The organism is Pseudoxanthomonas winnipegensis, from assembly GCF_030322905.1.
GTDB classification, from domain to species: Bacteria; Pseudomonadota; Gammaproteobacteria; order Xanthomonadales; family Xanthomonadaceae; genus Pseudoxanthomonas_A; species Pseudoxanthomonas_A winnipegensis.
On the sequence record NZ_CP095475.1, the window covers coordinates 2,631,934 to 2,653,321 of the forward strand.

Annotated in this window: 13 protein-coding genes; 3 read left to right on the forward strand and 10 right to left on the reverse strand. The window is 64.4% G+C overall.

Annotated features, from left to right (window positions below; translation table 11 throughout):
- Window positions 1-26: 26 nt before the first annotated feature.
- Genes MWN52_RS19640 through MWN52_RS11695 form a run of 3 tightly spaced genes read right to left on the reverse strand, consistent with a single transcriptional unit; the run spans window position 27 to window position 11,376 of the window.
- Window positions 27-569: an Imm57 family immunity protein gene (locus tag MWN52_RS19640; protein WP_425608025.1), complete on the reverse strand. Its 543-nt coding sequence runs from the start codon at window positions 567-569 to the stop codon at window positions 27-29.
- Window positions 569-5,899, reverse strand: coding sequence for an RHS repeat-associated core domain-containing protein (locus tag MWN52_RS11690; protein WP_286574770.1), 5,331 nt, complete (start codon window positions 5,897-5,899; stop codon window positions 569-571). The genes MWN52_RS19640 and MWN52_RS11690 overlap by 1 nt, the downstream gene beginning before the upstream one ends.
- 32 nt (window positions 5,900-5,931) lie before the next feature.
- Complete coding sequence (locus MWN52_RS11695; protein ID WP_425608026.1) at window positions 5,932-11,376, reverse strand: beta strand repeat-containing protein; 5,445 nt, start codon at window positions 11,374-11,376, stop codon at window positions 5,932-5,934.
- A 283-nt stretch (window positions 11,377-11,659) separates the two neighbouring features.
- Between MWN52_RS11695 and MWN52_RS11700 the strand changes: the two genes are divergently transcribed.
- Entirely contained in the window at window positions 11,660-12,769 is a 1,110-nt protein-coding gene (locus MWN52_RS11700) for a cytochrome-c peroxidase (protein WP_286574772.1), read from the forward strand.
- Here the strand turns inward: MWN52_RS11700 and MWN52_RS11705 are convergent.
- The 3 genes from MWN52_RS11705 to dapA all read right to left on the reverse strand — a co-directional run bounded on the left by MWN52_RS11705 (window position 12,715) and on the right by dapA (window position 15,094).
- Window positions 12,715-13,185 (reverse strand): hypothetical protein, encoded by a 471-nt coding sequence (locus tag MWN52_RS11705; protein WP_286574773.1) that lies wholly within the window; start codon window positions 13,183-13,185, stop codon window positions 12,715-12,717. The two genes, MWN52_RS11700 and MWN52_RS11705, sit on opposite strands and share 55 nt — an antisense overlap.
- Window positions 13,186-13,296: 111 nt before the next feature.
- A complete protein-coding gene (gene fdhD, locus MWN52_RS11710) occupies window positions 13,297-14,073 on the reverse strand; it encodes a formate dehydrogenase accessory sulfurtransferase FdhD (protein ID WP_286577727.1) in 777 nt (258 codons plus the stop codon).
- A gap of 121 nt (window positions 14,074-14,194) precedes the next feature.
- Window positions 14,195-15,094, reverse strand: coding sequence for a 4-hydroxy-tetrahydrodipicolinate synthase (gene dapA / locus MWN52_RS11715; protein WP_131659755.1), 900 nt, complete (start codon window positions 15,092-15,094; stop codon window positions 14,195-14,197).
- Window positions 15,095-15,303: 209 nt separating this feature from the next.
- Here dapA and MWN52_RS11720 point away from each other — a divergent pair, with 209 nt between their 5' ends.
- Window positions 15,304-15,783, forward strand: a complete 480-nt coding sequence (locus MWN52_RS11720) for a VOC family protein (RefSeq protein ID WP_286574774.1) — start codon at window positions 15,304-15,306, stop codon at window positions 15,781-15,783.
- Window positions 15,784-15,916: 133 nt separating this feature from the next.
- Here MWN52_RS11720 and MWN52_RS11725 read toward each other — a convergent pair whose 3' ends face one another.
- The gene (locus tag MWN52_RS11725; RefSeq protein ID WP_286574775.1) at window positions 15,917-16,465 is read right to left on the reverse strand and encodes a cupin domain-containing protein; all 549 of its coding nucleotides are present in this window, start codon (window positions 16,463-16,465) and stop codon (window positions 15,917-15,919) included.
- Window positions 16,466-16,668: 203 nt separating this feature from the next.
- Between MWN52_RS11725 and aptA the strand changes: the two genes are divergently transcribed.
- Window positions 16,669-17,979 (forward strand): omega-aminotransferase AptA, encoded by a 1,311-nt coding sequence (aptA, locus tag MWN52_RS11730; protein ID WP_286577728.1) that lies wholly within the window; start codon window positions 16,669-16,671, stop codon window positions 17,977-17,979.
- Between the two features lie 298 nt (window positions 17,980-18,277).
- On the opposite strand, the gene MWN52_RS11735 is transcribed toward aptA, so the two are convergent.
- The 3 genes from MWN52_RS11735 to MWN52_RS11745 form a co-directional block, all read right to left on the reverse strand.
- Entirely contained in the window at window positions 18,278-18,808 is a 531-nt protein-coding gene (locus MWN52_RS11735) for an adenine phosphoribosyltransferase (RefSeq protein ID WP_130517732.1), read from the reverse strand.
- A 62-nt stretch (window positions 18,809-18,870) separates the two neighbouring features.
- Window positions 18,871-20,427 carry a protein adenylyltransferase SelO gene (locus MWN52_RS11740; protein WP_286574776.1) on the reverse strand — a complete coding sequence of 519 codons (1,557 nt, stop codon included), beginning with the start codon at window positions 20,425-20,427 and terminating at the stop codon, window positions 18,871-18,873.
- Between the two features lie 577 nt (window positions 20,428-21,004).
- Window positions 21,005-21,214 (reverse strand): cold-shock protein, encoded by a 210-nt coding sequence (locus tag MWN52_RS11745; protein ID WP_130517728.1) that lies wholly within the window; start codon window positions 21,212-21,214, stop codon window positions 21,005-21,007.
- Between the last annotated feature and the right edge of the window lie 174 nt (window positions 21,215-21,388).

The window sequence follows — 21,388 nt, forward strand, 5'->3', positions numbered from 1 at the left end:
GGCTTAGTTATCAACAAGTTAATGATCTATCGCCGCATGCTCTTTAACAAGAGAAGCTCTGCTTTGATTCCCTCCACACTTCTACATATATCTTCGGGTCTGGCACTTAGCGGCTGACCAATCCTTTTCTTCTCAAATGTCACTTCGCGTGTGCATCGATCAGCAAGCATGTCAATTTTCAGAGCCGCAGAAGCCCTAACAAACCCCTTTTTTGGAAGCAAACTGATATAGGAATGAAAGAGCTCCGCCCCACCAGCATCTAATTTAAACCTTATCATATCCAAAAGAGCATCCTGATAATAATCCTCGCTTCCAGCGAAAAACAACGACAGAGCTGATTCAACGCCATTCTGCGTGAGGCAAGAGTATTTCTGCGTGGCGCACAAGTACCTTGTTTCCATGCTTGTACTTATCAGCATCGCCGCAACTGCGGAATTATTCGCAGCTTCAATACTTAATCGAGCCAGGTCAGATCTGGACTCGGCGCCTGATGCCTCCAAGCGAGCACTCACAATGAAAAGCAAAAGGCATGTAGTAACACCCCCAAAAATCTTCAAAACTCTGTCCATTAGTATCCCAACCCATCGATATCCGTAGAAAAGGGAGGCGCGTACGTAGGAAAGTGATCGACTACAGTAAGTATGCTTCCCGGCTCAGCATCTGCTGTCGACTTTACTTTTGCCATATCTGCAGGATTGCCAGTCAAGCACCCCTCAGAGCAAAACTTTGGGCCAAGAGAGGGTCCGAACGCGTTCGGGCAGCTATGACTTCTGATCAATGATCTGCCGAACGTTTCGGTTCCGGGCAAAGGGGAGAGTGACTTTCCATTTGGTTTTGCTGTTGCCTCATTTGTCCACATCCAATTACCCGCAGGAATTGGCCCTCGATTTGCTAGTGGGTAACAGGCTGGGTTGTTTTTGCACTGCATTCCACCGCCATTATTTCCCGAAGCCGCGGGAAAAGAAAAGGTGGACCCATTGTCAGGCATACACAACACAACTCCGTTAGCGACGTAAAAAATGCAGTGCATCAAGCCGGTGGGATCCGAGAAGGCCATCGGGTTACCACCGACATAGGCATAGCTATTCGGCCCCGCGGCCAACTGGATTGGATCCTCACTGATAAACCTGCCCCACCCGGGTTGATAGTAACGCGCCCGATAGTAGTACAGTCCGCTCTGATCCTTTTCGCGACCCGTATACTGGTAGGGATTGGTGATCCCAGCACTGGTCTGTGTCGTTATGCCGTAGGGCTCATATTCGTAGCGCTGCACCACGGCGCCCGAGGCATCGGTCAGCAGCCGCGTGCTGCCCAGCAAGTCGGTCAGGAAGTAGGTCCGGCCGCTGGCCTCGTTTCGCGCGTAGCGCTGGTCGATGCTGGCACCGGTCAGGATCGGATTGACCGTTGTACCCTGCGTCTCCTCGACCGCATCCAATCCGTCGTAGAGATAGTTGGTGGCGGTCCCTCCCTCGGTCTTAGCGACGCGCCGTCCCAAAGCGTCATAGCCGAAGCTGGCGATGACCGTGCCGCCGGACTTGATCTGGATCAGCCGGTCGCGATCGTCCCAGACGTAGGTTCGGCTGCCGTCGCTGATCAGATTACCGTTGCCGTCGTAGCTCAGCGCAACATTGTTGGCCTTGGTCTGGCGGTTGTTGTCGTCGAAGGTGTTGTTGGTACTGGCCGAGGGAAGCGACTGCGGGGCGTGGGTGCCGGTCTGGGCCACCAGCTGGCCGCTGCTGTCGTAGCCATAGCCCAGACTACCTAGCGCCGCCTGTCCGGCCTTGCCCCAGGCTAGACCAGTAACTTGATTGGCGTCGTTATAAGCGTAGACCGTCTGTACTTGATTGGGCAGCGTGGTGGTGGTGAGCCGGTTTGCGTTGTCGTAGGCGAAGGTCACCGCCTCGGTGCCTTGGGTAATGCCGAGCAGGCGGTTTGCGTTGTCATAACTGTACTGCACCTGGGTCTGCGAGGCGGCCTGCATGTTCGTGCGCCGGCCAGCTGCGTCGTAGGTGTAGTAGATCGTGCCCTGCGGGCTGTTGGCCTGGGTCACCGCGTCGAAGTTGTCGTAAGTCCACCCAAGCGCCCCAGAGATGCTATCGGTTAGGCTGGTTAAGCGGTCACCAGCATCATAGGCCGAGGTCAAGGTGCCCCCACTTCCAGGGAAGGTCGTGGCGGTCAGCCGTCCCAGCGTGTCGTAGGCGTAACTGGTCACGCGGTTGCGCCGGTCGGTGTAGGTCTTGACCCTGTCCATGGTGTCGTAGGTCCATTTCTCGACCTGGCTCAGCGCATCGGTCCGGGTAATCCGCCGGTCGCGCGCGTCGTAGGCATAGGTCACCCCATTGCCATGGGGCAGCAGCACCGCGGTGACGTTGCCATTGGCGTCGAAACCCGTCTGCACCGTGTTGCCCAACGGATCGACCGACTTGGTGAGCCGGCTGAGCCCGTCGTACTCCATGCGCGAGACGTTGCCCTGTGCATCCTCCGCAGCGATCATGCGGCCCAGCACGTCATAGCGGAACTTGATCTTGCGACCCAGCGCATCGCTGATTTGGGCCAAATCCTCGCCCGTCCATGCATACGTGGTGGCGTGTCCGAGCGCGTCGGTCAGGGTCAGGCGCTGACCGGCCGCATTGCAGGTGGCCTTGGTGACCTTACCCAGGGCGTTGGTCACCGACGTCAGGCAACGGCTGGTATAGCCGAAACTGGTCTTGTGACCCAGTGGATCGGTGATCGAGGCAAGGTCGCCGTCACTGTTATAGGCCAGCGTCGTGGTGCGCGCCTGGCTGGTCCCAGCCATGGCCTTGACCTGCGTGGCCCGGCCGGCGCCGTCGTAGCTGTACTCGGTGCGCCGTCCTAAAGCATCGATCCGGGCGCTGACCTGCCCGCCCGCGCCGCGTTCGTAGGTGGTCGTCTGGGCCAGGCTTGTGCCATAGGCCAACGTACTAGTCTTGGGATAGTGTGTGATCGGGTCGAATACGATGCGTCGCTTGCTGCCGTCAGGTCTGGTGGCTAAAACCCCTGTTGTTCCGCCATCGACGTGAACGTAATTGATCGTCAGCACGCCGCCGTCGGCCTGGGTCTGCTTGACCACCTTGCCGGTCCATGTGCCGTAGTCGTCCTGGAACTCGTTAAACAGCACCCGCTGGTTCTTGCCGTCGTAGATCGACTCAAGACGCACCTGCTTCTCGTAGAGAGTGTTCTTGTCCCGAACCTTGTAGTTGAAACTGCGCGTACTGCCATCCGGCCGCGTCACTTTGGACAGATAACCGTCGCCGTTGTACGTGTAGGACCAGGTATTGCTCAGCGAGTCCTTGACGGTACTGATCCGGTTCTCGCTATCGTAGGTCAGCGCCAAATAGCGACCATTGGTGGAGACGATCCGGCTGACCAACCCTGCGTCGTAGACGTAGTCGACGCGGTTGCCGAAGCGGTCCAGCGTCCATTCCAGGTTATTGGGTGCGTACTGGTTGAAGTACATCTTGCTGCCGTCACGCAGCACCATCAGATAGCCGTGCCCCGAAGGCGTCCCCTGCGTGACGGTGGCGCCGGCATAAGCCGTCATCGAACCCGACTGCGCCCACTGCCCCGTCAAGCCACTACCCGAGACCCTGCTGAAGGGAACGTGCGTTCCGTTGGGCTGAACCAGCTGCAACTGGTTGTAGTCAGTGGTGGGCGAGTAGAACGTAAAGCGGAAGTTGGCCGCTGTCGCGATGCCGAAATCGCGTTTGAGCGTTTCACGGGGGCGGTAGGCACGTCCAACGGATATCGGCACCAGACCGCCCACTACCGCATCAGTCTCCTCGTAAGAGAATTCGCCCGTGTACATATCAATTGGATCCCCTTCGGTTGCGCCTGCATCGCAGTCACAGCCACAAGGACACGATTTGGCGGTTTTGTCGCTTTCCGACCCCGGCGTGGTGGTATCCATGCTGTAACTGGCGCCCATCGTCTGATGCAGGGCAACACCGCCCTCGGGCGCCAGGCGCGTCCCATCGGTCGTGACACGTCCCTTGCCGTAGACGCGCCAGCCCTCCATCGGATCGTAGATCCAGAAGTTGGCCTGGGTGCCGGTGGGCAGCTTGTCGTAATTCGGATAGAGCACCTTGACGCCCTTGGCCGCTTCCGGGGTCAGGCCCTGCACCACCGCGCCGCCGGGTTCTAAGGTGAAGTAGACGGGATAGTTGGCGGCAACCGGGAATGGCGCCCGGTTGACCGGCGTTGGCACGATGGCCAGCTCGTGGACCAGGTTGCCCTTGCGATCCCGGATGACCGTCCCGGCGGGGATGTGCACCTGCAGCCCCGGAATATCCGGATGGGTCAGCACGACGTCCCGCTTGAGAGGGGAGTCGATGGAGGTCTTGTCGCGCGCGCTGATCTGCGGCACGTACATGGTGTACGGCAAGCGGGTCAGCTGCCCGGCCTTGAGATCCACGCCCACCACGAACTGCCCATACTCGCGCCCGGCCACGTCGGCGCTCGAGCCATCGACGTAGAGCTCCTGCCTGCCGTTGGGCACACCGGACAGTACGAAACGTCCGCTCGGGTCCGTCTTGGTCCTGATCGAGCCCACGCTGACTTCGACACCGGCGATGGGTTGGCTGTTCACCAGCAGGAGCCGACCACTGACGCTGGTCTGGCCGCCGGCAATGGCGGCCACTTCCAGTGCGCCGATCGGTAGTGCTTCAGGCTGTGTGCCGGTCACACGCCAACGCGCGTCCGTGCTGTCCTGTCCTGGACGCCAGGCGCCCTCTGTCATGCTTGAAGATGCCTGACACGGCTGCGGATGATCCTTGCCGCAGCCGAGCAGCGCGGCCATCTGTCTGGCCTTTGCTTCAACCGAAAGAGGCTTTCCGCTAGAAGTCGTCGGCTTGCCGTCACCCGCGATTGCACGCGTCCTGAACTCGATCACCGCCAGCGGCACGCTTTCGCCACCTAGCGCCTTGAGCCCTTCGACCAGGACCGTGTAGTCGGTCTCCGGGAATAGAGGCGCGTCCGGCTGGATGAACACCAGGCGGCCGCCCTCCGCGCTGGTCACCCGCGCCTCCACCAGCCCCGCCGGGCCCATCAACGAGATTGTGTTGTCCTTGACGCCCTGCATGCGGACCGGCCGGGTGAACCGCACCGCGACACGCACGCCGGGATCCACTTCCGTCGCCTTGGTGTTGGGAAGAGACGCGGCAAGTGCCGTCTGCTTCGGCGCCGTCCAGCTGGGTGGAGCCGGGCTGAACGTATCGTCAGACGGGTTGAAAAGCAGATCCCCGCGGGAAACGCCGTCGGCGTCGGTGCCCCCTGAAAGACGTACTTGCCCGTCGGCTTGCAGGGTGGCCTGGTGACCGAGCCGGGCAGGCATGGACAGGGTGACAACTGCCTGGGTCTGCGGATTCCAGCGTTGCGCCTGGTCCGGGTGGCTCTTGCCGCCCGCCAGAAGCACGCTTCCATCGGTCAGGACGGTCACGCTATGACGCACGCGCGCCTGCAGGCCGGCCGGCGCGATCGACTGGATTCCCTCCTGGCTGGGGTCGATCAATAGACCGCCTTCGACCAACACACCCTTACCGTCTGTGCCGCCCCAGAGCAGCACCTTGCCATCGGGCATCCGCGTCAAACTGGCACCCAACCGTTGCTGTGGGAGCGACCAGGCGCGCAGCTGCGAGGCGTGCTGATCCTCGGTATATAGGCTTGCCGTCTTGCCAGAGGCATCGAGGCGAAGCGTATGGCGGGATTCCAGCGAGACGCGTTGGCTGAATGTCGCCGGCGAGCCGGCTTGTGCGTTTGATGAGCTCGACGCCGTCGGTTGCGTCTGGGCCCACACGAAAGAGGCGCTCGTGCTTGCGGCAGCCAAAGCGCCAAGCAGCAGTCCGTATCCCCATCCCTTCAGTACACGCGTGCCAGTTTCCATTTTGGCTCCAACCATCGGTGGGATAACAAACGTTAGTTGCTGGGCTTCAGCAGAAGATTGGCGCTGACCGTCTCGCCGTAATACGGGTCAACGAAAACGGTGTATGTGCCCGTCACCGGCAACTGCTCTAAGGGCAGAGAAGCAGAAGTTTGCCCATAGGTACTGTTGAGATAAGTCCCATCCGGGTTGTACACCGAGTAATAAACATCACGACTCGTTGGGTTGGTCGTTTGACCGGTCACCTGGAGCATCAAGCTCTGCCCGGCCGTCCCACTGAAGGTCAGCCGCCCGTTCTGACCGCGGCGCGTCACGCTTAGGGCCTTCGCCGTGTTGACGGCCAACGTTCCAGTCACGTCCGCAGAGAGCGTGGACTTGAAACTCATCGTGCGGTCGCCGTCCGAAGGCGGGGACACCGTCGCGCTGTAAGTGCCAGCTACCGTATTCGGTAGATTGATCTGACAGCCGTTGTTGCTTTGATAGCAATACAGGCTTGACGCATAGCCGCCATCGGGATCATAGAAGACCAAGTAAACGTAAGTAGAATTCGGCGTTACCATATCGCTCAAGGCAAAACCCAGGTTCTGGCCCGCCGTGGCAGTAAAGGTCAGATACACGTTCTGGCCCGGCACGGTAGTGCTGTAACTTCCTGTGGCACCACCGGTGGTCGATGTCCCCGTGACGCCGGAAGCCACCAACACGCTGGAACTGACGGTCTCGCCGTAGTACGGATCGACGAACACTGTGTAGGTGCCGCTGGCAGGTAATCCTTGTAGATTCAACGTCCCTTCGCTGTTCACCGACATGCTGCTAACCGTACTGCCGTCGGGGGCCAACACGGTGTAATACACACCCCGATCAGCCGGACCGGTACTCTGATTAGCCACGCGCAGCGCCACGGTCTGTCCGGCCGTGCCGCTGAAGGTCAGCCGCCCGTTCTGACCGCGACGCGTCACGCTTAGCGCCTTGGTCGTGTTGACGGTCAGCGTGCCGGTCACGTCCGCGGAGAGCGTGGATTTGAAGCTCATCGTGCGATCGCCATCGGGCGGCGCGTTGATAACTACGCTGTAAGTGCCGGCGATGGTGCCAGGCAAATTGACCTGGCAACCGCTATTGCTTTGATAGCAGGTTTCACCTGCCGCGTAATCTCCGTTAGGTGCGTAGACCGTCAGAAATGTGTAATTCGCATTGGGCGTCACCAGATCGCTCAAGCCGAGACCCAGGTTCTGACCTGCCGTGGCCGTGAAGGTCAGATAAACGTTCTGGCTCGGCACGGTGGTGCTATAGCTGCCAGTGGCACCGCCCGTGGTCTGCGTCCCTGTAACGCCAGAGGCCACCAATACACTCGAACTGACGGTCTCACCGGAAGCCGGATCAACAAACACCGTATAGGTGCCGCTGGCAGGCAACCCATGCAGATTCAAGGTCCCTTCATTGGTCACCGACATGCTGCCGACCGAGCTGCCATCCGGAGCCAACACGGTGTAGTACACATACCGGTCGGCCGGAACGGTAGTTTGGTTGGCAACGCGTAACACTACTGTCTGGCCCGCTGTCCCGCTGAAGGTCAGCCGCCCGTTCTGGCCACGCCGCGTCACGCTCAGCGTCTTGGTCGTGTTGACGGTCAGCGTGCCGGTCACGTCCGCGGAGAGCGTCGACTTGAAGCTCATCGTGCGATCGCCATCGTACGGCGCACTGACGACCACGCTGTAAGTGCCAGCCGAAGTATTGGGCAGGTTGACCTGACACCCGTTGTTGCTTGAATAGCAGGTTTCGCTGGCCGCATAGCTGCCATCGGGCCCATAGACGACCAAAGAGACGTAGCTCGAATTGGGCGTCGCCAGATCGCTCAAGCCCAGGCCCAGGTTCTGACCCGCCGTGGCAGTAAAGGTCAGATACACGTTCTGGCCCGGCACGGTGGTGCTATAGCTGCCGGTGGCGCCACCGGTGGTCGGTGCTCCCGTGACACCGGAGGCCACCAGTACGCTTGAACTGACGGTCTCACCGAAAGCCGGATCGACGAACACGGTGTAGGTGCCGCTGGCAGGCAACCCAGGCAGATTCAAGGTCCCCTCATTGGTAACCGACATGCTGCCGACCGAGCTGCCATCCGGAGCCAGCACGGTGTAGTACACGTACCGGTCGACCGGAACGGTAGTTTGGTTGGCAACGCGTAACACTACTGTCTGGCCCGCTGTCCCGCTGAAGGTCAGCCGCCCGTTCTGGCCACGGCGGGTCACGCTCAGCGCCTTGGCCGTATTGACCGTCAGCGCTCCGGTCACGTCCGCGGAGAGCGTGGACTTGAAACTCATCGTTCGATTGCCGTCCGAGGGCGGAGACACGACCACGCTGTAAGTTCCCACTACCGTGCCGGGCAGGTTGACCTGGCATCCCGCGTTGGTCGCGTAGCAGACTTGACTCGCCGCGGTACCACCATCAGGACTGAAAACATTGAGGTACACATAACCAGTGGCGTTAGGCGTCACTAGATCGCTCAAGGCAAAGCCCAGGTTTTGCCCGGCCGTGGCGCTGAAAGTCAGATAGATGTTCTGACCGGGAATCGTGGTGCTGTAGCTGCCAGTTGCCCCCCCTGTGGTCGATGTGCCTGTGACACCAGAGGCCACCAACACGCTGGAACTGACTGTCTCGCCGTAGTTCGGATCAACGAACACCGTGTAGGTGCCACTAGCTGGCAGACCTGGCAGGTTCAAGGTCCCTTCGGTGCGCACCGACATGCTGTCCACCGAACTACCATCGGGGGCCAGCACGGTGTAGTACACGTCCCGATCGACCGGACCGGTGCTCTGGTTGGAGACGCGCAGCGCCATCGTCTGCCCGGCCGTCCCGCTGAAGGTCAGCCGGCCGTTCTGACCACGGCGCGTCACGCTCAGCGCCTTGGCCGTGTTGACCGTCAGTGCTGCGGTCAGGTCTGTGGACAGCGTAGACTTGAAGCTCATCGTGCGATCGCCGTCCGAAGGCGGAGACACGACCACGCTGTAAGTACCACCCACTGTGCCGGGCAGGTTGACCTGGCATCCCGCGTCGCTGGCGTAGCAGACCTGACTCGCCGCAGTGCCACCATCAGGACTGAAAACATTGAGGTACACATAACCAGTGGCGTTGGGCGTCACCAGATCGCTCAAGGCAAAGCCCAGGTTTTGCCCGGCCGTGGCACTGAAGGTCAGATAGACGTTCTGGCCCGAAACCGTAGTCGTAAAGCTGCCGGTGGCACCATTGGTGACCTGGCCACCGGTTGTCCCCGAGGCCAACATGACTTGAGCAGTTGCCGCCTCTCCATAACCCGGGTCCACGAACACCTGATAGGTGCCGGTCATCGGAAGATTAGGCAAGTTCAATGTCGCAGCTGAAGTCGCATTGACCGAGGATAGCTGTGTACCATCAGGGTTGTAGACCGTGTAGTAAACCCAACGCTCCGCCGGGGTTGTGCTTTGACCCGCAACTTGCAATGCAACCGTCTTGCCAGCCGTTCCAGCAAAGCTCAAGCGCGCGTTCTGACCTCGACGGGTCAGGTTGATCGTCTGCGCAACGTCCGACTGCAGTGTGCCTGTCAGATCTGTTGACAGCGTGGACTTGAAGCTCATCGTGCGATCGCCGTCCGAAGGCGGAGACACGACCACGCTGTAAGTACCCGCCACCGTGCCGGGCAGGTTGACCTGGCATCCCCCGTCGCTGGCGTAGCAGACCTGACTCGCCGCAGCGCCACCATCAGGACTGAAAACATTGAGGTAAACATAACCAGTGGCGTTGGGCGTCATCAGATCGCTCAAGGCAAAGCCCAGGTTTTGCCCGGCCGTGGCACTGAAGGTCAGATAGACGTTCTGGCCCGGAACCGTAGTCGTAAAGCTGCCGCTGGCACCATTGGTTACCTGGCCACCGGTCGTCCCCGAGGCCAACATGACCTGCGCGCTCGCCGTCTCGCCGCTGGACGGATCCACGAACACCAGATACGTACCCGTCGCCGGCAGGTTGGGCAGATTCAAGGTAGCCGCCGACGTCGTGCTGACGGAGGCCAGCTGCGTTCCGTCGGGCTGGTAGACCGTGTAGTACACCGGCTGATCAACGGGGGTGGTGCTCTGGCCAGCAACCTGTAGCGCCACGGTCTTGCCGGCGGTGCCTGAAAAGCTCAGGCGCGCGTTCTGGCCTCGGCGGGAAAGGTTCACCGTCTGCACCACATCCGTTTGCAACGTACCGGTCAGATCGGTCGATAGCGTGGACTTGAAGCTCATCGTGCGATCGCCATCGCCGGGCGGTGTGATCACCACGCTGTATGTGCCCGCCAGTGTGTCGCTCAGATTGGCCTGGCACCCGCCGTACTCCGCATAGCACCATCCGCTCGTCACAAAGTTGCCGTCAGGGTCATAGATCCTGAAGTCCGCGCTTACCCAGTTAGTGGCGTTTGGGAACACCAGATCGCTTAAGGCAAAGCCCAGGTTCTGGCGCGTAGTGGCAACGAAGATGATCCGCTTGCTTTGACCCGCGGCGGTAACTCCTTGGACAAGTGAGGAGCCATTCACTCCTAGGGAAGGCGCCTTCTCGATCGCCATTTTCCAGGTCGCCGGGGCCTGGGACGGGCTCAGCAGGACCAGATAAGTAGCACTTGAGGACGCTTTCGGAAGATGCGCTGTCGGCGTGTTTGCGGTGACCGTGCCGTACGCCAGTTGAACATTGGTCTGGCTGTAAACGCTGTAGTTGATCGAGAGGTCGCCCAGGGCGCTGAACTGCAGGCTGGGGAAGTCGCCCAGGCTTGCGTCGTACAGCACTGCGAGCGACTTGCCGGATGTGTTCACTGACAAGCTTTGCGCCGCCGCGCCGAGCGTCAGCCGCTTGACCGATGCGATATCTGCAACCGCAACGCCGGCCGGAAGCACGACCACATCCTGGCTGCTTGTGGCAACGCCGTACGGCGTTACGACCGAGACCTTGCCGCTCCCCACGTTCGCCGGTGCGGGGAACACGATCTGCGTGTTGGAAAGCGTACCGGTCGCGACCGGAAGGCCGTTGAGCAGCGTCGAGGTCTGGCCGGCCACGGGCGACAGTCGCGTACCGGTCACGGTGATGGCGTCGCCGATGGCCACAAGGGTGGGCGCAACCGAGGTGATGGTGGGTCCACCGGCTCCGGGGTCCACGGTGAAACTGCCGGTGCTTGCGGCAGTGGCCGTCCCTACCGTGACCGAGATGGGGCCTGTCGTTGCCCCTGAAGGCACGGTGGTGGTCAGCTCGGTCGCGGTGGCTGCGCTCACCGTGGCCGAAGTGCCGTTGAACTTGACGGTGTTCTGCGAGGCTGTGGTGCTGAAGCCCTGCCCCTTGATCTTGACCGTGATGCCCGCCGCGCCTCTTGCCGGCGCAAACGCGAACACGGCGAGTTGACCGGCGGCGAAGCGATCAACCGCGAGGAGGTTGCCGATACGGTCGTAGGTGTAGCGCGCGCTCGCGCCGGTATCGTCGCTGACAGCGACCAAGCGACCCGCTCCGTCGTAGACGTAGCTCGTTGCCCAGGCACCGACCGATGAGACCACGCTCAGGACAAGTCCGAATGCGACAGCCGCCCAGCGCGAACGCGAGCGTCCGGCTTCGCTGTGCCGCGACGCCGTCATGCGTCCAGTCGCGCGAGCACTACCTCTCCACCATCGCCTTTCCATGCGACTGTCCCTTTGTTCCGTTTTCGCCGCCAGCCAGCGGCCCGGTCTATCCCTGCATCCCCTAATCGATTCATACTATGTTCACGACAGGGATACAAGTAGCATGCGAAGGAAAGCCCCCCGCCTGCTCCTCATATGTGCTGCCGCCGCAGCCCTGGTGGCCGTCGGCGTCTGGCAGTCGCGCGTGTGGACGGCGCATCAGCAACAGGCACGCACCGCTGCGCTCACGCGCTTGGGAGAACGCATCTTCCGCGATACCAGCCTCAGCGCCTCAGGGACGCTGGCCTGCGCTTCCTGCCATGTGCCCGAGCATGCCTTCGCGCAGCCGCAACGCGTCCCAGTCGTCTACGCGGGCCGAACCGGGACGCGGAATGTCCCAAGCCTGCTGGACCTGCCCTACTTCGCCACCTTCTTCTGGGATGGGCGGGAGAATCGGCTCGATCATGCCGTGCTGGCGGCATTTACCAATCGGGCCGAGATGGCCCAACCCGAAATGGGCGCCATCGTCTCAAGACTCGAAGATGATCCGCGTTACCTGGAAGGTTTCGACGCCGCTTTCGGAGATCGCAGCATCGACCCCGAACGGATCAGACAGGCCTTGCTGTCTTACCTGGGACTCGCCACAGCGGGCGCCAGCCGCTACGACCGCTACGCCGCAGGCGATCGGACGGCGCTGACAGTGTCTGAAGTTCGGGGCCTGGATCTGTTCCAAGGCAAGGCAGATTGCGCCACATGCCATGCGCTGCAGGGCTCGCCCACTGCATTCACCGACAATCGGTTTCATCACTCCAACGTCGACCTGGGGCGACTGTCTGGCAAGGTCGGCCAGACGATCGCCGCGTTCGAGGCGAAACGCGCATCGGGCCACCCGGTCGCCGAACTGGTCCTCTCGGATCCGGACATGGCTGCGCTTGGACGCTATGCGGTGACCGGTTTGGGCAAGGATCTCGCCGCCTATCGCACACCGACCCTTCGAAACGTCACGCGCACGGCGCCATACATGCACGATGGCAGCGTTGCCACTCTGGACGATGCGATCCAACGTGAGATCTACTACCGCAGCCTGTCTCGCGGTGCGCCGATCTCACTGACCGTCGAAGAGCAGAACGACCTCCGCGCGTTTCTATTCGCGCTGGAGGATCGGCCTCGACCTGCGACTCACGACCCCGAAGCGCTCGAAGGTGGCGATGGAACGACGTCGAAGTCGCGCTGAAACACCTTGCCCTTGGGCTCCTGGCGGGCCTCGATGAGATGGCGCCCCGGGGTCCAGGCCTGCACGGGCTTGAATTCGAAATGCGCCGCGTCCTGCCCTGCTTTGATCGCCTGGGTCTGCCGCCCCACATCCTTGCCGTCACGCAAATCGATCAGACGCAGTGAAACGGACACCTCGCGCTCGACCGGTCCGGTCAGGCTGACCGCCACGCTGATCGGAACATCCGGCGTCACCGGAGTCGGACGCTGCGCCTGACCTGGCGTAGCCCTCTCATTCATCAGCAGAATCTGGCGGATGGCCGGCTGTTCGGCGGGAGAAGCCGACGGCTGCTGCGCCTGGGCGGGCGCCTGCGCCGGCTTGCAACTACTCGCACCCACGGCAAGCACACCTGCCAGGAAGAAAAGCACAACACGCATCGGGACTCTCCTTGTTCGAAGCCAGCGCAGCGTAGCAAATCTGGCGCGCACCGCTACGCCCTGGCAGTCAGCCGTCTTTGGCCTGATCCACCGGCACGAACGCCAGCTTGGTTACCCCGCCGCGTCCAGCCGCTGGGGATGGGTATAGACAGCGTAGCCGTCGTCGCGGGCGAAGCCCAGCAGGGTCAATCCGGTGCGCTGGGCCAGCGCGAGAGCCAGGGCGGTCGGGGCGGAGATGGCGGCCAAGAAGGCGATGTCGGCGCTGGCGGCCTTCATCGCCATTTCGTAGCTGGCCCGGCTGGTGACGACCAGGAAACCGGCCTGGGGATCGAGCCCGGCGCGGTGCATGGCGCCGATCAGCTTGTCCAGCGCGTTGTGCCGGCCCACGTCTTCGCGCACCAAGGCGATCTCGCCGTCGGCCAGCGCCCAGCCGGCGGCATGGGTGGCGCCGGTGCGGGCGCCCAGCGGTTGGGCGGCGCGCAGCGCGCGCAAGGCGCGCTGCAGCGCGGCGGGCGTCACGACGATCCCGGGGCCGACCGGAGCGGGATCGCGCAGGGCCGCCTCCAGCAGTTCGCTGCCGCACACCCCGCAGCCGCTGCGCCCGCTCATGCTGCGGCGGCGCCGCTGCAGCGCCTGCTCGCGTTGCGGCGGGATGCGCATGCGCACCTCCACGCCTTCGAGCAGGTGTTCGATCGACTCGACATGCGCATCGTCGATGGACTCGACGATGCCCTCGCTGAGCGCGAAGCCCTGGGCGAAATCGGCCAGGTCGCACGGCGTGGCCATCATCACCGCGAATGGCGTGTCGTTGTAGACGAAGGCCACCGGCACTTCCTCGGCAATCTCGTCCGCGCGTGCCTCGGCGACTTCGCCGCGCACGCGCACCATCTCGCGCCACACGCTGCCGGCATCCTCGGTCGAAGCCGGCCGCGTCGGATCGCTCAAGGCCGCAGGCCTGCGATCCGGCACGTGGCTGCACGAGCTGTGCGCGGCGCCGGCGACATCGGCGTCAGCCCAGCAAGCCAGCTTCGCGCAGCGCCGCCTCGACCTTGGCCTGGTTGGCCGGCTCGAGTTCGGTCATCGGCAGGCGCAGCGTGCCGCCGCAGTGGCCCAGGCGCGACACCGCCCACTTGACCGGGATCGGGTTGGCCTCGACGAACAGCTGCTTGTGCAGCGGCAGCAGGCGTCGCTGGATCGCCATTGCGGTGGCGACATCGCCGGCCAGCGCCGCCGCGCACAGCTCGCGCATCAGCCGCGGGGCGACATTGGCGGTGACGCTGACGTTGCCGTGGCCGCCGCACAGCATCAGCGCCACGGCCGTGGCGTCGTCGCCGGAGTAAATGGAAAAGCCTTCCGGCGCCTCGCGGATCAGCCACTGCGCGCGCTCGATGTTGCCGGTGGCCTCCTTGATGCCGACGATGCCCGGCAGCTGCGCCAGGCGCAGCACGGTGTCGTGCGCCAGGTCGGCCGCGGTCCGGCCGGGCACGTTGTAGAGCACGATCGGCAGATCGCCGGTGGCCTCGGCGATGGCGGCGAAGTGGCGGTACTGCCCTTCCTGACCGGGCTTGTTGTAGTAAGGCACCACCTGCAGCTGGCTGTCGGCGCCGACCTCGCGCGCGAACCTGGCCAGCGCGATCGCCTCGGCGGTGGAATTGGCGCCGCAGCCGGCCATCACCGGCACGCGGCCGGCGGCCTGCTCGACCGCCACGCGGATGATCTCGCAGTGCTCCTCCACGTCGACCGTGGGCGACTCGCCGGTGGTGCCGACCACGCCGATGCAATCGGTGCCTTCGGCCACGTGCCAGTCCACCAGTTTGCGCAGGGCGGCGTAGTCGACGCTGCCGTCCTGGTGCATGGGGGTGACGAGCGCGACGATGCTGCCGCGCAGGGGGGCGTGGGAAGTGGTCATGAAGGCAGGGCTTGCGGAATGGAATGGAGGGAGCCGTCGATTCTAAGCGTCACGACGCGGCCGCGGGCGCGCCGCAAGCGGTGTCGCCTGCAACCATCGCGCTCGGAGTCCGTTGGCCTGCGTGTCGATCTTCATCGCCTTCGCGCGTCGGAGCCGTATAAGGACGCGGCAGTCCCGCCGCGTCGTTCACCGCCAGGAGGAAACACCCCATGATTCCGATGAACACCCTGTGCCTCTGGTACGACGGCACCGCGCTGGAAGCCGCGCAGTTCTACGCGCAGACCTTTCCCGACAGCCAGGTCGGTGCAGTGCGGCGCGCGCCGTCCGACTTCCCCTCCGGCAAGGCCGGCGACGTGCTGGTCGTGGAGTTCACCGTGTGCGGCGTGCCGTGCATCGGGCTCAACGGCGGGCCGGCGTTCAAGCACAGCGAGGCGTTCTCGTTCCAGATCGCCACCGATGACCAGGCCGAGACCGACCGCCTGTGGGACGCCATCGTCGGCAACGGCGGGCAGGAGAGCGCCTGCGGCTGGTGCAGGGACAAGTGGGGCCTGTCCTGGCAGATCACGCCGCGCACGCTGACCGAAGGCATGGCCGATCCGGATCCCGCGGTGGCCAGGCGCGTGTTCGAGGCGATGATGACGATGGGCAAGATCGATGTGGCCGCGATCGATGCGGCGCGGCGGGGCTGAGCCCACGGAGACTTTCCGGCGTCTGATCCGGCTGCCGCTTCGCGCTGCAAGGAGAAGCGGCTGTCTGGCTACCGCGCGATGCCCTGCACGCTCCGCAGCCCATCACTCGCAGAGCTGCGACGCCGGCATCGGCTCAGAACGTCGGCGGCGTGTTCGCGCTGACGATCACGACCTCGCTCTCGCCCAGGTTGCGGAAGCGATGCGGCACGCGGCTTTCGAAGTAATAGCCTTCTCCCGCGCGCAGCACGCGCACCTGCTCGCCAACGGTGATCTCCACCTCGCCGGCCACGACCACCCCGCCCTCTTCGCCGGCGTGGGCCAGCAGGGTCGGGCCGGTGTCGGTGCCCGGCGGCATCACCTCGCGCAGGATGCACATCTGCCGTCGCGCCACGCGCTGGCCGACCAGGAAGTAGTGCACGCCGTTGCTGCCCACATCGGGCGTGTCGGCCACCGTGTAGAACGGGCTGTCCGGCGGTCCCGGCTGCAGGTCGAGGGTGAAGAAATCGGCCAGCGAGATCGGGATGCCGTCCAGCACCTTCTTCAGCGAGCCGACCGAGGGGCTGACCTTGTTCTGCTCGATCAGCGAGATCGTGCTGTTGGTCACGCCCACGCGCTTGGCCAGCTCGCGCTGACTGAGCTGCTTGGCGGTGCGCACCTGCTGCAACCGCGCTCCGATGTCCATGGTGGCTCCCTGGCTGCCCATCTGTTGCGGATTCTTGACACGCAAGGCCGCATTGAGCCGTTTCGGCCGCAAGTTGTAAAGTTTCTTCAACGCGCTAGGCTAGCGCCGATCCCTTTCCCGTCCCCTGCGAGGCCCGCATGAGCGCCGATTCCCTCTCCCCGCGCGATGGCTACGCGGCCCACTACGCCGAACTGGGCGCGCACATGCCCGACTCGCTGGACGCGTTCTGGATGCCGTTCACCGCCAACCGCGCGTTCAAGGCCAAGCCACGCCTGTTGGCCAGCGCCAAGGACATGCACTACATCGACGTCGACGGCCGGCAGATCCTGGACGCCTGCGCCGGGCTGTGGTGCGTCAACGCCGGGCATGCGCGGCCGCGCATCGTCGATGCCGTGCGCCAGCAGATCGGCACGCTGGACTTCGCGCCCAACTTCTCGATGTCCTCGCCGCTGCCGTTCGTGCTGGCCGAACGCCTGGCCGCGCTGACCCCGGGCGACCTCAACCACGTGTTCTTCACCAACTCGGGCTCCGAGTCGGTGGACACGGCGCTGAAGATCGCCCTGGCCTACCAGCGCGCGCGCGGCGAAGGCCAGCGCACGCGCCTGATCGGCCGCGAGAAGGCCTACCACGGCGTCGGCTTCGGCGGCATCTCGGTGGGCGGGCTGCCGAACAACCGCAAGTGGTTCGGACCCGGCCTGCCAGGCGTGGACCATCTGCGCCACACGCTGGACATCGCGCGCAACGGCTTCTCGCAGGGCCTGCCGCCGCATGGCCTGGAGTGGGCCGAGGAACTGGAACGCGTGATCGCGCTGCATGATCCGTCCACCATCGCCGCGGTGATCATCGAACCGATCTCCGGCAGCGCCGGCGTGATCCTGCCGCCGGAGGGCTATCTCAAGCGCATCCGCGAGATCTGCACGCGACACGGCATCGTGCTGATCTTCGACGAGGTGATCACCGGCTTCGGCCGCGTCGGCAAGGCCTTCGCCTCGCAGCGCTTCGGCGTCACGCCGGACATCATCACCGCGGCCAAGGGCATCACCAACGGCTGCGTGCCGATGGGCGCGGTGTTTGTGTCCGAGGACATCTTCGAGGCCTTCGACCAGGGGCCGGACAGCGCCATCGACCTGTTCCACGGCTATACCTATTCGGGCCATCCGCTGGCCTGCGCCGCCGCGCTGGCCACGCTGGACACCTATGCCGAGGAGCACCTGTTCGAGAAGGCGATCGAACTGGGCGACTACTGGCAGCAGGGCCTGCATTCGCTCAAGGGCTTGCCCCATGTGATCGACCTGCGCAACTTCGGGTTGATCGGTGCGATCGAGTTCGCCCCGCGCGAGGGCGCGCCGGGTGCGCGCGGCTTCGAGGTGTTCCGCCGCGCCTTCGAGGACGGCCAGATGCTGACCCGCGTGACGGGCGATGTGATCGCGCTGTCGCCGCCGCTGATCGTGGAGAAGGCGCACATCGACCGGATCTTCAACGTGCTGGCCGATGTGATCAGGGCCACGGGCTGAGGCGGGAGATCGCGCGCGGGGCGATGGTCTGCTTCTCGCAGTGCCCGGCTAACGTCCATGGATCCCCGCGTTCGCGGGGATGACGGAATTTGCGCTGACGCACGCGTGGCGAATGCCCACCCCGGCAGCGCTTCGCCCCTCCCCTTGCGCAGCAGGGGGAGGCCGGGAGGGGGTCGGATCAGGTCGCGGGAGACTCTGGCTCAGGCGCCAAAAGCACCCGCCGCCTCAAACATCGTTCCCGCACGTTGAAGACCGAAGACGCGCCACAAGACGCCGGCTCCACCGGCGCTTGTTGCTCTCACGGAAAGCGCAGCACCGCGGTCAGCGGCAGATCCGCCTGCCAGCGCCCGCGCCCGCCCAGCGCCTGCAGCTCGATCAGCACCGCCGCGCCCAGCACATCGCAGCCCTGCTGTCGCGCCAGCGACAGCGCCGCATGCAGCGTACCGCCCGAGGCCAGCACGTCGTCGACGATCAGCACACGCGTACCGGGCGGCAGCGCGTCGCGGTGCATCTGCAAGGTGTCCTTGCCGTACTCCAGGCCGTACTCGACGCTGAGCACCGAAGCGGGCAGCTTGCCCGGCTTGCGCACCGGCACGAACCCGCACTTGAGCGCACGCGCCAGCGCCGCGCCGAGGATGAACCCGCGCGATTCGATGCCCAGCACCGCCTGGACGCCGGCCTCGCGCCAGGGATCGGCCAGCGCGGCCGTGGCCGCGGCGAACCCAGCCGCATCGGCCAGCACCGGCGTGATGTCCTTGAACAGCACGCCAGGCTTGGGGAAATCGGGCACATCGCGGATCAGCGCGGCCCATTCGGTTTGCACGGACATCGACACGCTCGTGGTCCTGGGTAAAGCGCGATGCTACTGCACCGCGCCGCACGCTGCCGTGCTCAGGAGCTGCACGACAGCATCGAGCAGCCCGCCCGATCGCGCGCCCAGTCCGGGCGCTTGCAGGCGAAGGCCTCGTGCCCCGGCTGATCCTCATAGGGACGGCGCAGCACCTCCAGCAGCGTGTGGATGCCGCCCAGGTCGCCGTCGTGCGCGCGGTCGATCGCCTCCTGCGCCAGATAGTTGCGCAGCACGTAGCGGGGATTGACCGCGCGCATGCGCGCACGCCGCGCGGCCTCGTCGCCGTCCTGCGCGCAACGCGCGGCGTAGCGCGTCAGCCAGTCGGTGAACGCAGCCGCGTGCAGCTCGGACTTCGTGGCGTCGTAGAACGTCTCGCGCAGCGCCTCCAGCGCCTGCGGACCGGGAGCGTGCTCGCCCAGCTCGCGGAAGAACAGCGTCATGTCTACCTCGGCCGCGTGCAGCAGCGCGCGCAGATCGGCCATCAGCGCCGCATCGGCCGGCGTGTACTGCGCCAGCCCCAGCTTGGCCGCCGTATCGCGGCGCTCGCAGGCCGCAAACGCATCCGCATACGCCTGCAGCCCGGCCTGCAGCGGCGCGGGATCGGCGAACAGCGGCGACAGCGCGCCGGCCAGCCGGCTCAGGTTCCAGAACGCCACCTGCGGCTGCCAGCCGTAGCGATAGCGTCGGCCCTGACGGTCGGTGGTGTTGGGCGTCCAGTCCGGATCGAAGTCATCGATCCAGCCGTACGGACCGTAGTCGATGGTCAGGCCCAGGATCGACAGGTTGTCGGTGTTCATCACCCCATGGACGAAGCCCACCCGCATCCAGTGCGCCATCAGTTCGGCCGTGCGCGTGCACACCTGCGCGAACCAGGCCGCATCGCGCGCCTCGCCGGCCGGGCCGTCGAGCTCGGCAAAGTCGCGCGCGATGGTGAAGTCCACCAGCCGGCGCAGCAGCGCCACATCGCCGCGCGCCGCCGGCAGCTCGAAATGCCCGAAGCGCAGGAACGAGGGCGCCACCCGGCACACGATCGCCCCCGGCTCCGGCGCGGCGTGACCGTCGTAGAACATGTCGCGGACCACCGCATCGCCCGTGCCGACCAGGCACAGCGCACGCGTGGTCGGCACGCCGAGATGCGCCATGGCCTCGCTGCAAAGGAACTCGCGGATCGACGAGCGCAGCACCGCGCGGCCGTCGGCGAAGCGCGAATACGGCGTCGGCCCGGCGCCCTTAAGCTGCAGCTCCTGGCGGCGCCCGTCCACCGCGATGGCCTCGCCCAGCGAGATCGCCCGCCCATCGCCCAACTGCCCCGCCCAATGGCCGAACTGGTGCCCGCCATAGTTGGTGGCGAACGGCGCCATGCCCGGCGCCAGCGCATTGCCGCCGAACACCTGCGCGAAGCGCGGCTCGGCGATGTCCTCGGCCTGCAGGCCCAGCAGCGCGGCGACCTCCGGCGACCAGGCCAGCACGCGCGGCGCCGCCACCGGCGTCGGCGCGACCGAAGACCACAGCGCCCCTTCGACCTGACGCGCCTGCGGCCCCACGACCGGGTCGCCCGGCAGCTCGACGATGAATCGGTTGTCGAAGTTCAACTGCATGGAGCCCGCCTCGGATGTGCGCCGTGTGGCTCCTGATATGGAGTCGACGCCGGTATAAAAAAGCTTCGCGGAGTGCAGTGACGGTGGACATACCTGGCCCACCGCCTCGACTCGACCAGGCGCAGCTCCTCTCGGCCCCTCAGCCCACCTGGCTCATTCTGGACGGGAAGAGGTTGAGCGCACCTTATGCTTCGCTGGGAGCGGCTCATGCTCTGGTGGGATCAACTGTGTCCTTAACGCTCGCAGCAGCCTGCCTGTAGGGCGGAGCTTGTGGCTATCCCCTCTTGGGAACTCCGCTGCGCTTCGTTCGGTTCGTGGGGAAGGCCCCAGCGGAGCAAGCTCCGCTCTACAGGTGGGAGCCGCCATGGCGGCTCCCACGGTATGGAGTTGGTGTTCCGAAAGAACTGATGGCACCTGCGCGTGCCCGCTGGCCATCCTGGCCTGCTCTCCGCAGCGCCCGAAGCGGGCGAGGCCACGAGGCGCCGCCGTCAGCATCCCCTCGGCGGGGAAAAAGCCAAAAAAAAACGCCGGGACAAGCCCGGCGTTCTTCATGCGTGTTGACGCGGTGGGGGCTGGATTACAGCGCCTGCACCTGGTCGGCCTGCATGCCCTTCTGACCCTGCACGGCCACGAAGGTGACCTGCTGGCCTTCCTTCAGCGACTTGAAGCCGTTGCCCTGGATCGCGCGGAAATGCACGAACAGGTCCGGGCCGCTCTGCGGGGTGATGAAGCCGAAGCCCTTGGCATCGTTGAACCACTTGACGGTGCCGGTCTGACGATCGCTCATTTTTACTACTCCTGAAAACATGATAGGTAATCGCGGCGCCGGGATTCCGGGCCGAGACTGGGTTTGCAGGCGTAGGAAAAACGCAAACGATGTAGCCGATCTGTCGATCTACCGCATCAGGCTCACGAACCACGGTGACCCTGGCAAGCACAGTGGGCCGCACGATACGCAGGT